Origin of the sequence: Kocuria soli, assembly GCF_003797835.1 — a bacterium.
Taxonomy (GTDB): domain Bacteria; phylum Actinomycetota; class Actinomycetes; order Actinomycetales; family Micrococcaceae; genus Kocuria; species Kocuria soli.
Map to the genome: position 1 here is coordinate 88,193 of NZ_RKMF01000004.1, position 12,157 is coordinate 100,349.

The 12,157-nt window shown below is 68.2% G+C and carries 10 protein-coding genes; 3 read left to right on the forward strand and 7 right to left on the reverse strand.

The annotated features are described in order from the left end of the window. Positions 1-133: 133 nt before the first annotated feature. The 6 genes from EDL96_RS04235 to dinB form a co-directional block, all read right to left on the reverse strand. Positions 134-1,978, reverse strand: coding sequence for a peptidoglycan D,D-transpeptidase FtsI family protein (locus tag EDL96_RS04235; RefSeq protein ID WP_123824578.1), 1,845 nt, complete (start codon positions 1,976-1,978; stop codon positions 134-136). Beyond that, a complete protein-coding gene (locus EDL96_RS04240; RefSeq protein WP_123824579.1) occupies positions 1,975-2,622 on the reverse strand; it encodes a hypothetical protein in 648 nt (215 codons plus the stop codon). Before EDL96_RS04240 ends, EDL96_RS04235 begins: the two co-directional genes overlap by 4 nt. Before the next feature lie 128 nt (positions 2,623-2,750). Then, on the reverse strand, positions 2,751-3,758 hold the full coding sequence (gene rsmH / locus EDL96_RS04245; RefSeq protein WP_123824580.1) for a 16S rRNA (cytosine(1402)-N(4))-methyltransferase RsmH: 1,008 nt from the start codon (positions 3,756-3,758) through the stop codon (positions 2,751-2,753). 298 nt (positions 3,759-4,056) lie between these two features. Further along, a complete protein-coding gene (mraZ, locus tag EDL96_RS04250; RefSeq protein WP_123824581.1) occupies positions 4,057-4,488 on the reverse strand; it encodes a division/cell wall cluster transcriptional repressor MraZ in 432 nt (143 codons plus the stop codon). Between the two features lie 374 nt (positions 4,489-4,862). Next, the gene (locus EDL96_RS04255) at positions 4,863-5,261 is read right to left on the reverse strand and encodes a DUF3040 domain-containing protein (RefSeq protein WP_123824582.1); all 399 of its coding nucleotides are present in this window, start codon (positions 5,259-5,261) and stop codon (positions 4,863-4,865) included. 165 nt (positions 5,262-5,426) lie between these two features. Further along, positions 5,427-6,653 (reverse strand): DNA polymerase IV, encoded by a 1,227-nt coding sequence (gene dinB, locus EDL96_RS04260; protein WP_123824583.1) that lies wholly within the window; start codon positions 6,651-6,653, stop codon positions 5,427-5,429. A gap of 203 nt (positions 6,654-6,856) precedes the next feature. On the opposite strand from dinB, the gene EDL96_RS04265 reads away from it, so the two are divergent. Continuing rightward, a complete protein-coding gene (locus EDL96_RS04265; RefSeq protein ID WP_233568675.1) occupies positions 6,857-7,975 on the forward strand; it encodes a polyprenyl synthetase family protein in 1,119 nt (372 codons plus the stop codon). Positions 7,976-7,977: 2 nt separating this feature from the next. Here the strand turns inward: EDL96_RS04265 and EDL96_RS04270 are convergent, their stop codons facing one another. Further along, positions 7,978-8,376 carry an Rv2175c family DNA-binding protein gene (locus tag EDL96_RS04270; RefSeq protein WP_123824584.1) on the reverse strand — a complete coding sequence of 133 codons (399 nt, stop codon included), beginning with the start codon at positions 8,374-8,376 and terminating at the stop codon, positions 7,978-7,980. A gap of 187 nt (positions 8,377-8,563) precedes the next feature. Here EDL96_RS04270 and EDL96_RS04275 point away from each other — a divergent pair, with 187 nt between their 5' ends. Further along, the gene (locus tag EDL96_RS04275) at positions 8,564-9,817 is read left to right on the forward strand and encodes a lytic transglycosylase domain-containing protein (protein ID WP_123824585.1); all 1,254 of its coding nucleotides are present in this window, start codon (positions 8,564-8,566) and stop codon (positions 9,815-9,817) included. A gap of 109 nt (positions 9,818-9,926) precedes the next feature. Next, on the forward strand, positions 9,927-12,140 hold the full coding sequence (locus EDL96_RS04280) for a protein kinase domain-containing protein (protein ID WP_123824586.1): 2,214 nt from the start codon (positions 9,927-9,929) through the stop codon (positions 12,138-12,140). The last annotated feature ends 17 nt before the right edge of the window (positions 12,141-12,157 follow it).

The following is a 12,157-nucleotide window of genomic DNA, read 5'->3' on the forward strand; positions in this document are numbered from 1 at the left end:
GGGCAAAACGGCGGGGAAGTACCGTTGCGGACTGCAGCCGAGTCTAGCGACCCCGGTCGGGTGCGTGGCGCAGCAGTGAGCGCGCCCCACCATTTCCCTCCGAGCGTTCTTCCCGGAGCCCGACCGCGACCGGTCAGGTCTGACCGGGATCCTCGTTGCGTCCCTCGTCCTTTCCGAAGAACTTGGGCAGCCCTTCCGGCTCGCTGTCGGACGGGCTCACGCCGTAGTGCTTCAGCACCTGGCCCATGATTTCGCTGAACACTCCTGCCGCGCCGATCTCACGGACGTCGCCTTGGGGCCGTTGCAGGGTCACGGCCACCACGTACTGGGGGTCCTCGATCGGGCCGATCCCCGCGAAGGAGGTCGTGAACCCGTCGTAGCCGCCCTGCTCTCCCGGTGCTTCGGCCGTACCGGACTTGCCACCGACCCGGTAACCGTCCACGGCCGCTTCGGGCGCACCGCCGACTGTGACCACGCTCTCCAGGATCTCGCGCACCTTCTGAGCCGTTTCAGCCGAGACCACCCGCACCGGTTCGGCTGCCTCCGACTCCGTGCGGTTCCCCTCGGTGTCGATCACGGCTTGGAGGATGCGCGGTTCGATGCGCACGCCGTCGTTGCCCATGGTCTGGAAGATCGTGGCTGTGCGCAGGGGCGACTGGGACACGCCCTGGCCGAAGAGCACGGTGTACTGCTGGCGGTCGTCCCACGCGGTCCAGTCCGCCAGCAAGCCCGGGGTCTCACCGGGGATCTCGATGCCGGTCACGTCCCCAACCCCGAATTTCTTGAGCCAGCTGTGGCGCTGCTCCGCGCTGAGCTTGCTGCCCACCTCCACGGTCCCGGTGTTCATGGAGTCCGCGATCACGCCCGCAAACGTCCTGTCCTCCGCACCGTGGTTGAAGGCGTCCGTGAACGTCTGACCGTCGATCGTCAGTTCTGCGGGCACCGGCACTTCGCTGAGGGGTTCGATCTTGCCCTCGTCGATCGCGGCGGCTGCGGTCAGGGTCTTCTGGGTCGAACCCGGTTCGACGGCGGCCGCGACCGCGCGGGGGGAGTAGTCGCCTTCGTCATCGGTTCGGCCGGGTTCGTTGGGGTCGACCATCGACGAGTCGGCCAGTGCCAGGACGGTGCCGTCCGAGACCCGGAGCACCACTGCGGTCCCCCATTCCGCGTCGAGTTCCTTGGCCCGGGCCGCCACGGCCTCCTGTGCGTAGTACTGGACGTCGCGATCGAGGGTCAGCTGCACGCTCGATCCGTCAACGGGCAGGGTTTCGTCGTGCGGGGCCACTGGAATGCGCACGCCGTCGGCGCTGATCTCGAACACCCGGCTGCCGTCCTCCCCCCGCAGGACCTCGTCCTGGGAGAGCTCGATGCCGGCCAGGGCTTCGTCGTCGCCCCCGATGAACCCGACCACTGAACCCCCCAGAGGCCCGTTCGGGTAGCTGCGCTGGGACACGGGCTCAGCCGTGACGAAGCCCAGTTGCAGATCTTGGATCGAGTTCCACTGCTCCGGTGTGGCCGCCCGGTACAGGTATTCGAAGTTGGCATCCCCGTCCAGCGCGTTTTTCACGTCGTCGTCCTTGACGTGGAGGATGTCCGCCAGTTTCCGGATCGCGTCCAGGACGGTGGTGGTCTCCGAGGTCCCGTCCGGGTGGCGCACGGTCACGTCCGCCACGAGTGTCTGGTCCACCGCGATGTCGTAGCGCTGGATGCTGCGGGCCAACACCGAGCCGTTGCGGTCCAGGATCTCGCCCCGCAACGCGGGAAGTGCCTCGTGCCGCAACCGATCGTTTTCGGCATTGGCCGCGCGCCCGCTCAGGTCGAGGCCCTGGACCCAGACCAGGCGAAGCGCCAGTAGAACCAGGGAGGCAAGACCGATCAGCAGGACGACGAACTCGCGGCGGCTGGTGAGGCGCGCGAATCCGCTGGAGTCACTGTGCCGGTCAGGGTTGTCCGAAGGCGGCTGGGGTGTGTCGCTCATTGCGCGCCCCCGTCCTGAGCATTGCTGTCCTGAGCATTGGCGCCTTGGTCGGCGTTCTGCTCGTCGTTCTGGTCTGTGTTCTGGTCGGTTCCGGGCTGGCCGGCTTCCTGATTCGTCTCTCCGCTCGGAGAAGGGGATGCCGTCTGGCCCGAGGGCTTGCGTTGTTGCGGTGCCGGGATGGACCCACCGTTGAGGTCGACGTCGCCTTCGGCCTCATTGGCGGCCCCGAGTTGCTCGTCGGCCTCGGACTGGGAATTGGGCAGCGCGTCGCGACGCTCGCGGGCGATGGCCGCAGCACGATCGGCCGCAGCTGAGCCGCGCTGAACGGGTTGGTCCACGAGGATCTCGTCGTTCTCGGATTCGGCTGCCGGGACGGGATCGCCGCTGACCTCACCGGAGTTGAGATCCACAACGCCCTCAGAGGTGGAGGGCACCATGCCCTCGTCCCGGGCCGACACCGCCAGGTTCTGCGGCGCCTGGTAGAACTCCAGATCCTGATTGCGGGCTTCGGCCTCCTGCGCCAGGGAGCGTTCCTGGGCGCGCAGCTCGACCAGTCGATACTGCCCGTCACTGACCTTGATGTTCAGCACCAGAATCCCGGCCAGGGTGGCGATGATCGCGAGCATGGCGATGACCGGAGGCATGAACCGGGACCACCGGCGTCGCCGCACCGCGGCCGCACCACCGGCCACTGCCGCTCGCGGTTCCGGGATCCGGGCGAGCAACCCGCCCAGGCCTGGCCGTGAGGTCGACCGTTTCGACGAACCAAACTTCATACCGACGCCCCACTTCGACGTCGACCCACGCGGCCGTGGTCCCCGCGGATGCGTTCCGCGGCACGCAAGCGGGCGGAGGCCGCACGCGGGTTCGCCTCGATCTCCCGGGGAGTCGGGGTGTGGGTGCCCCGGGTCAGGACCTTGAACGTGGGCTTGTGCTCCTCGAGTTCCACCGGGAGCCCCTTGGGCGCCGTCGAAACGGAGCGGGCGGCCAACTCTCTCTTGACGATCTTGTCCTCGAGCGAGTGGTAACTCATGGCCACCACCCGTCCCCCCACGCTCAGCGCGTCCAGGGCACGCGGGACGGCCCGGTTCAAGACGTCCAGTTCCTGGTTGACCTCGATCCGCAGCGCCTGGAACGTCTGTTTGGCCGGGTGCCCCTTCTTGTGCTGGGCCGCCATCGGAACGGCCGAACGCACGACCTCCACGAGCTGGCCGGTCGTGGTCAGCTCGTGCTCCGAGCGGGCGGCGACGACGGCTCGGGCGATGCGGCCGGCAAAGAGTTCCTCGCCCCAGTCACGCAGAATCCGGCGGAGATCGTTCTCCGAATACGTGGACAGGACCTCTCGCGCGGTCAAGGGCGCGGTGGAATCCATGCGCATGTCCAAGGGCGCGTCATAGGAATAGGCGAAGCCACGCTCCCGCTCGTCGAGCTGCATGGAGGAGACGCCGAGGTCGAACAGGATCCCGTCGGCATGATCGAATCCGGCGCTCTCCAGGGCCTCGGGGATCCGGTCGTAGGTCATGTGGACCGGTCGGAACCTGTCACCGAACGGGTCCAGGCGGGCCGTTGCCAATTCCAGTGCGGCGGGGTCCCGGTCCACACCGATCAGGGTGATGTCCGGAAAGCGCTGCAGAATCGCTTCGGAATGGCCGCCCATGCCCAGGGTCGCGTCCACCGCCACGGGGTGCTCCCGCTCCAGCCCGGGAGCCAACAGCTCGATGCACTGTTCGAGCAGGACGGGCACGTGTCGCTGCGACGTGGGGCGCGGTGCGTCCGACATGTCTGCTCCTTCGTGCAGCTGGCTTGAGAATCTGGGGCACGCGCCATTGCATGCGGGTTTTTCGGCAGGGTCAGCTTACTGGCGACAGGCTGGTCAATGACGAACACCGCACCGTGAGCTACGTGACCAGAACCCCGCCCGCTGGCCGTCCCTCGAATCCGGCCTGGCTCAGGGGAAGGTGAGTCAGGACGGTGACGGCGGTGCGGGTGGAGATCTCGCCGCGGAGATCCCGATGCGGTGTTCAACCGCGTACATCGACAGCTATTCGGTTACCTACCGGGGACGCACAGGTGGCCGTTCAGAACAGCCCCGGAATCACTTCGTCCTCCGTGTCGGAGAACGCTGATTCCTGCTCCGCCAGATACGACTCCCAGGCCTGGGCGTCCCAGATCTCAGCTCGCGAACCTGCACCGACGACGGCCAGTTCACGATCAAGACCTGCGTACTGACGAAGCGGGGTCGGGATGGTCACTCGGCCCTGCTTGTCCGGCACCTCGTCAGAGGCACCCGAGAGAAACACGCGGATGTAGTCACGGGCCTGCTTGGAGGACAGCGGTGCCGCCCTCATCTGCTCGTGGACCTTTTCGAACTCCGTGGCGCTGAACACGTAGATGCAGCGCTCCTGGCCTCGCGTGAGCACCAGTCCCTCTGCCAGTTCGTCACGGAACTTGGCGGGAAGGATCAGGCGCCCCTTCTCATCCAGGCGCGGTGAGTACGTCCCGAGGAACATGCACACCACCTTGGTTCGACGAGGATCCTCCTGTTTCTCTCTTCGGCCCCCACTTTACTCCACTTCCCTCCCCGGTCAACCCAAATCGGCGAATTCAGGCCCCGTATGGGACCGGCGTGCGACGCACTCACACCCCATCACCCCCAGCCCTTCCAACGTTTCCGCATGTCACAGGCGTCGCGTCGAGCACAACGGCGGACGAGGGATGAAAGTGGAGTGGCGTGGGGAGCGAAGTGGAGGGGGTGGGCCCAAACCTCTTCGATCGCCTGTTCACGGAACGCGAGGATCGCCAGACACGACGAAACCCCGGACCGTGAGGTCCGGGGTTTCAGCTGCGATCCAAGCCAACTCGCATCGAGTGGGGCGCAAGCGACTCAGGGGCCGCTGGAGCGGCGCTCGTCCCACCGGTCTTCGAGATTGCGCATGAAGTTCGACGACGGCTTGGCCGCCTTGGGCGCGGGTCCCGCGTCGGGTGCGGGATTCCCGCGGACCTCCCCGCGGGGCTTGCCCGACCCACGGGTACTCGCCCAGTAGACCCCGAGGGACATGATCAGGAATCCCGCGACGCCGATCAGCACCGACTTGAGCATGACGCCGCCGAGCACCACGGCAAGGCCGACCACGCCCAAGACGACTCCGAGGACGACGGCCCTCGTGGAGAACGTGGGGCGAACCGGCCGCGCATCCATGTGGCTCGCGAACTGGGGGTCGTCAGCATTGAGCTGCTGTTCGAGTTGCGCCAGCAGCTGTTGCTCTCGCTCGGATAGAGCCACGACGTCCCTCCTATGGCTGTTGGGGCCCGATGTACGCGGGGGAAGGGAATCTTACGCCGTCGGGTGATGTACTCACCAGCCTACCCGTCGGGAACGGCGGAAGAAATGTCGCGCAGACAGTGTGGAGAAAATTGTCAGGCTCCTTATGGACTGTGGGGTTGCGTGTCACGTCGGTTCGCTGTCCTGTCGGCGGTGACCCGTGCCTTTGTGGCCGAGCATCGATGCCGGGCCCAGCCCGACGTCGCCGAACCGGGCGCGGGCCTGGTCCATGGCGGATTCCACTGCGGCCCAGTGCTCCTCGCGGCCGTCCAGGCTCAGTTGCACCGCAGTGTCGTCGTCCTCGAGGGACTCCGCGCGGACCCCGATCAGACGTACGGGGGCGGCCAGGGGCACTTCCTGTGCCAGGAGTTCGTTGGCGTGGTGGAACAGGTCGTGTCCGGAGGCGAACGGATGCTCCACTGTGCGCGAGCGCGAGATCGTCGAGAAGTCCGACCACCGAAGCTTCAACCCGATCCGACGGGCTCGGAGTCGGTGGGAGCGCAGCCGCGCTGCGGTCCTGTGGGACAGGCCGAGCAGTTCCCTGCGCAGCGTCACCAGATCCGTGACGTCCTCCTCGAAGGTTCCCTCCGCACCGAGGCTCTTTTCCTCCCGCACCGGCGTGACGGGACGGGGGTCATGGCCGTTGGCCAAGGCGTGCAGGTGAGCTCCGGCGGCCGGGCCGAGGAGTCTGGCCAGGGTTGCGGGACTCTGGGCAGCAAGATCGCCGACGTGGTTGTAGCCGGCCGTCTGAAGGATCTGGGCGGTCTTCTGACCCACTCCCCAGAGCGCGCTGACGGGCAGTTGGGCCAGAAAGGCCACCGAGTCGTCATGGTCCACGAGCAACAATCCGTCCGGTTTGGAACGCGTGGAGGCGATCTTGGCCACGGTCTTGGTGGAGCCGATTCCCACGGAGGCCGTCAGGCTGGTGGCCGCCCGGATCCTTCGACGCAGCTCGCGGGCGATGTGTACGGGTGGCCCTAGTCGGCGGACCGCCCCGGACACGTCCAGGAACGCTTCGTCCACGCTGATCTGTTCGACCCGATCAGTGATCTCGTGGAACAGGTCCATGACGGCCCGTGAATAGCGCGGGTACACCCCGTAATGCGGTGTCAGCACCGTCCCCTGCGGGCACAGCGCTCGGGCTCGGGCAAGCGGCATTCCGGACCGGACGCCGAAGGCACGGGCCTCGTAGGAAGCCGACAGGACCACGGACCGGTTGGACTGCGCGGCCACGATGACCGGGCGCCCCACGAGTTCGGGATGCTCGAGCAGCTCCACCGCGACGAAGAACATGTCCATGTCCACGTGCATGATCGCGGTACGGCGCCAGGAGGCCAGCTCTCTCTCATTCATTCAGGGCCTCCTTCCGCTCGTCCCACTCGTCCCGCCCGTCGACACCCACCACTACCCGCGTTCCCGGGCAGCCGCGGTCCGGTGCACCGTTGTCCCGCGCGGCTCGTCTACGCTGAATCCGGTACGCCGATCATCAGGCCGGTTGGTCAAGCACCACCGAGCCACCCGCAGCGCGTACGGTCACGTACCGACAAGGAGCCGCCGTGTCTCACGACAGCATCGCATCCCCGGCAGACACCGCAACGGTGCAGGCCGAGACCCAGGCCTTCCTGGCCGGACTGACGCGAACGCTGGACACCTGGTTCCAGCAGCAATCCGCGGGAGCCGCAGACATCTCCGAGGCCGCGGTTCCCCTGGTCGAGTCCATCTCGGCGCTGTCGACGGGCGGCAAACGGCTGCGGGCACAGTTGTTGTACTGGGGGTGGCGCGCAGCCGGCAAAGCCGCTGATTCCACGGTTCCGCTCGAAGCTGCCGCCGCGCTTGAACTGTTCCAGACCGCGGCGTTGATCCACGACGACGTGATCGACCGGTCGGCCACCCGACGCGGCATGCCGAGCACGCATGAACGCTTCTCCTCACTGCACACTGAGCGGCGGTGGGAACAGGACCCCGCGCACTTCGGTTCCTCGGCCGCGATCCTGACCGGGGACCTGGCACTGACCTGGTCGGAGCAACTGTTCAACCTGGCCGTGGAACATGCAGGGCATCCGTCGGGGGCCGCCGAGGACTTCGCCACGATGCGCACCGAGGTCATGATCGGGCAGTACCTCGACATCCACGCTGAGGTCGCCGGGCCCGATGTACCCCGGGACCAGGCGGTTCAGCGCGCACTGGACGTCCTGCGGTACAAGTCCGCGAAGTACTCGGCCGAACACCCCGTTGCCCTGGGCATGTTGTTGGCCGGGGGTGATCCCGACCTCGTGCGCGCTGGCCGCGCCTTCGCGTTGCCCCTCGGGGAGGCCTTCCAAGTGCGCGACGACGTCCTCGGAGTCTTCGGGGACCCCGCGACCACGGGCAAACCCGCCGGTGACGACCTGCGCGAAGGGAAGCGCACGGTCGTCACCGGGTTGCACTTCGAACGGGCCGACCGGGCGGATGCCGAGGTCGTCGCCAACTCGCTGGGTCAGCAGGACCTCTCGGAGGTCCAGGTCCGAGCTGCGCAGGAGGCGCTACGGCGCAGCGGCGCCCTCACGGCCACGGAGGACCTGGTGGAGCGGTTGACCGCGGACACGTTCGAGGCACTCGACCAACTACCCGTGGGTCCGGTGGTCCGCACGGCCTTCCGAACCATTGCGCAGGCGGCGGTCCGACGGGACCGCTGACGTCACCAGGCCATGGCCTGGGCGCGCCGACGCACCTCCGTCTTGCGTCCGGCATGCAGGAGGTCCACGGGCCGTCCCGGCAGTGACTCATCGGGTGTGAGCAGCCAGAGGGCGGACTCAAGATCCGAGAATCCGGCGTCGCGAAGGACGGAGATCGTTCCACGCAGCGAATCGAGCGGCTTGCCGTCCACTGTGAAGATCGCGGGAATCCGCCGCACCCCGTCCGTCGGGTCACGGAAGGCCAGGACGGCCCCGTCGTCGACCAGGGCGTGGACTCGGGTCACGATCACGTCCAGGGCTTCGGCGATGTCGGGGATGGTGGTCCATTCCTCGACCAGCGCCGACAACTGGGCGAACTGTTCGGGGGTGGGATCGGCTTCTTGATGCGTGGACTTCTTCACGCCATCAGAGTGCCACGAGCGCAGGTCCGATGCACAAGACGCGCCCTCGGGTGCCTGTGTGTCCCGTCCGACTCATGGGCGACTCGCGTGCCCTCCTGCTCGTCGGAGGGGATTCAGCCGGGTAGCCTCGGGGCCGCGGCCAGAACTTCCCCCTGGTCGTTCCCCAAGTCCCCCCGAGGTCATCTCGATGCACCGCACCAACGAGGGCCAGGTTCCGCACGACGGCACCCCGGCCGCGGACACTTCGTCACGCCCCCACAAGCTCGCCGCCGCACGAACGGCGACAACCATGGCGGCCTTGGCCGCACTGGGACTGACCGGAGCACCGGCCGCCCACGGTCAGCCGGCCGCCGAGCACCCCACGCCGACGCACGACGAGTCCCGCCCCGATGGGCCCGTTCGGACCGTCATGCCGGGCGACTCGCTGTGGTCCGTGGCCACGACCAACGGCATCTCCGTCGAAGAGCTCATGGAACTCAACGACCTCTCGGGAGACGCCGCACTCACACCCGGTCAGCACCTGCGCCTGAGCGAACCGGAGGCCAAGTCGCAGCGCGGAGAAGACCGTCCCCCTGAACGGGTGCAGGCCGATGCCGCCGCCTCTCCCGAACCCGCTGGGCACAGCGCCTCCCCTGCGCCCGCGTCGCCCAAGGGCGACGCCGCTGACTCCGTGCGACACGAGGTCACCGCCGGTGACTCCCTCTGGGACCTCGCGCTGCGCCATGACGTCACCGTGGCCCAGATCATCGAGACCAACGACCTCGACTTGAGTGCGGGACTGCGACCGGGCCAGGTCCTGCAGATCCCGGCAGCACCCGCGACTGCAGCGCCGGTCTCCCGGGAACGGTCCGAGCCGAAGGCCGCGCCGACGGACCAGGGCACCGCCGCCCGGACCGCGCACACGGATTCTCAAGCCCGGACGGGCAAGGACGACGGCGGGGACGCGGATGCGGACGAGGTCCGCAACAACTTCCCCGGATACGACTACGACGACGCCACCGTGGCAGCCGCCAACAGGAGCCTGGAACAGCTGCGCGAACGACCGGCGGTCCCGGCCGAGGACATCCAGGCCATGGTCCGTTCGACCGCGCAGGAGATGGGCGTCGACCCCGCATTGGCGCTGGCCCACGCGCAGCAGGAGTCGGGATTCAACCACCAGGTGGTCTCCCCCGCCAACGCGATCGGCACCATGCAGGTGGTCCCTTCGGCGGGCGAATGGGCAGAGTCCCTGGTGGGCCGCGACCTGAACCTCATGGACCCGCAGGACAACATCACGGCGGGCGTCGCCATCATCCGGGCCAACTCGGAACGGGCGGACGGTCAGGACGAGGCGATCGGTGCGTACTACCAGGGCCTGCACGGCGTCCGCGAGTACGGCATGTACTCGGACACCAAGGACTACGTGTCCGACGTCAAGTCCAAGCTCAAGCTCTGGAGCTGACCACCGGCGGCCACTGACCGGCGGAGCCAACCTGCACGTTCGCGCTGAATGTGGTCACAGGTACGCATCCTTCGAGCTCGCCACGAGCACCCTGTCTTAGGGTTGTCATGTGCAAAGTTCTCACGAAGACCACCTGACCGGCATGGTGCTGGACGGCCGGTACACCGTGGGGCCACGGATGGCCCGCGGTGGCACGGGTGGTGTCTACCGTGCCGTGGACGAACGTCTGGACCGCACGGTCGCGGTCAAGATCATGCACCCCCATTTGACGGAGGACCCCGATTTCGTGGGGCGATTCGCCCGGGAAGCACGAGCGGCCGCGCAGTTGTCGCACCCCAACGTGGTGGCGGTGCTGGACCAGGGCCGGACCGACGACGGCCTGGTGTTCCTGGTCATGGAGTTCGTGGAGGGCGGCACCTTGCGCGACGTCCTCAACCGCAAGCGGTTCTTGACCCCCGATCAGATGTTCCAGGTGCTCCGGCCGCTGCTGGCCGGCCTGGCCAGTGCCCACGCCGCGGGCCTGGTCCACCGGGACATGAAGCCCGAGAACGTCCTCATGCGACCCGACGGCACGGTCAAGGTCGCGGACTTCGGTCTGTCTCGGGGTGCGGATCAGCAGACCGCCACCGGGCCCGTTCTTGGCACGGTGGCCTACGCGGCACCGGAGCTGGTCAAGGAAGAACCGGTGGACGCCCGCTCGGACGTGTACTCCGTGGGGATCATGGCGTGGGAAATGCTGGCCGGGAAGCGGCCCTTCCAGGGCAACCCCTGGATGCTGGCCCGTGCCCACGCCGAGGACTCGGTTCCTGATCTCTCCGGTGTGGTCTCCGGGTTGGCTCCCGAGATCGCCTCCGTCGTCCGGCAGTGGACGGCCAAGGCTCCCGGTGACCGGCCGGACGACGCGGCGGGCATGGTGGTCCAGCTGGGGCAGTTGGCCACCACTCTCGATCCCACCGCGCTGCATCACGTTCCCGTCGGGTGGGAGCAGGGCCCGGGGCCGATCGCACCGGTCCTGGAGGACCCTGGCGCCTCCGTGCTGCCCGATTCCGCCCCCGCGACCGGCCCGGTCGAGGAACTCCGGAGCGAGGGACCCCTGGTCACCGACGACGCCGCCACCGCGGCGCTGCCGGCCGCAGCCGCCAACGCTGCTCAGGGACCCGCCACGGAAGCGCTCCCGGCCACCACCGCCTCCGATGCCGCATCCGGCACCGCGCAGGGCCCGGCCACGGAGGCGCTCCCGGCCGACCGGACGAATGCGGGACCAGGACCGGTTTCGGCCGTTGCCTCGGCCGGTGCTACGGCCGGTGCCACGGCGTCCTCCGTGGGCGCAGCCGAGCGGCCCGGCAGCCGCAGGTCCGGTGGGTACGCGCACGGGCAGTTGGGCATGTTCGACGACACGACGGACATCACCGATCTCACGACGGGCTCCGCCCCTGCAGCGGCCCCCGGGCACACGCGTGGCGGGGACGGCAGCAGTGGGGCTGCCGGAAGCGGTGCGACGAGCACGTCCTCCGGCGGCGCTCCTGGCAGGTCTGCCTGGGGAACACTCGCGACCACGCTGCGCGGTTCCGGCTCCCCGACTCTCGACGAATCGGGGCGGCTGGTGGAGACGCCGTCCTCGGATCCGACCCGACCCACCGTGCACCTCATCCGGTTCCCCGCCCTCACGGTGGTGGTCTCGCTGGCCGTCACGGCCCTGCTGGTCGCTCTGGTAGCGTTCCTGGGCTGGCTGCTGGGCTCGGGAAGCTTCCGAACAGCGGTGGTCCCCACGGTCCAGGGCACGTCCTCCGAGCAGGCCCAGACGATGATCGAGGACGAGGGCTTCGGCAACATCCGCGTCTACGAGGAGGCCAATGCGGAGGTCGCCGCCGGAACCGTCATCGGCACGACACCCGATGAGGGCACGGAAATGCGCGTGGGCGAGCAGGTCTCCGTGCTGGTGTCCAGCGGCCCCGCCCAGGTGTCCGTGCCCTCCCTCGAGGGTCTGACCGAGGACGAGGCGAGTTCCCGGCTGGACGAGGCCGGACTGTCCGCGGGCAGTGTTGCCACGGAGTTTTCGGACTCCCCCGAGGGCACGGTGCTCTCGGCGTCTCCGGCCGAGAGCACGCAGGTCGAGGAAGGCTCCTCCGTGGACCTCACCCTGTCGGCGGGGTCGGAACCCACGGAGGTCCCCAACGTGGTGGGTTCGACCGTGGAGGACGCCACCTCAGAGCTGGAAGAACTCGGCTTCACGGTCGAACGGGAGGACGTCGCCGGAGCCCGGATGGGACGCGTGATCAGTCAGTCCCAGGACGGGACCACGATCACGCTTCAGGTCATCTGAGCCCGTCAGCCACTTTG

Excerpts from the sequence above, each read along its gene's own strand:
- EDL96_RS04275 (WP_123824585.1), top strand. The coding sequence starts at position 8,564 with ATGCACCGCACCAACGAGGGCCAGGTTCCGCACGACGGCACCCCGGCC.
- EDL96_RS04235 (WP_123824578.1), bottom strand. The coding sequence starts at position 1,978 with ATGAGCGACACACCCCAGCCGCCTTCGGACAACCCTGACCGGCACAGT.
- mraZ (WP_123824581.1), bottom strand. The coding sequence starts at position 4,488 with ATGTTCCTCGGGACGTACTCACCGCGCCTGGATGAGAAGGGGCGCCTG.
- EDL96_RS04240 (WP_123824579.1), bottom strand. The coding sequence starts at position 2,622 with ATGCCTCCGGTCATCGCCATGCTCGCGATCATCGCCACCCTGGCCGGG.
- rsmH (WP_123824580.1), bottom strand. The coding sequence starts at position 3,758 with ATGTCGGACGCACCGCGCCCCACGTCGCAGCGACACGTGCCCGTCCTG.
- dinB (WP_123824583.1), bottom strand. The coding sequence starts at position 6,653 with ATGAATGAGAGAGAGCTGGCCTCCTGGCGCCGTACCGCGATCATGCAC.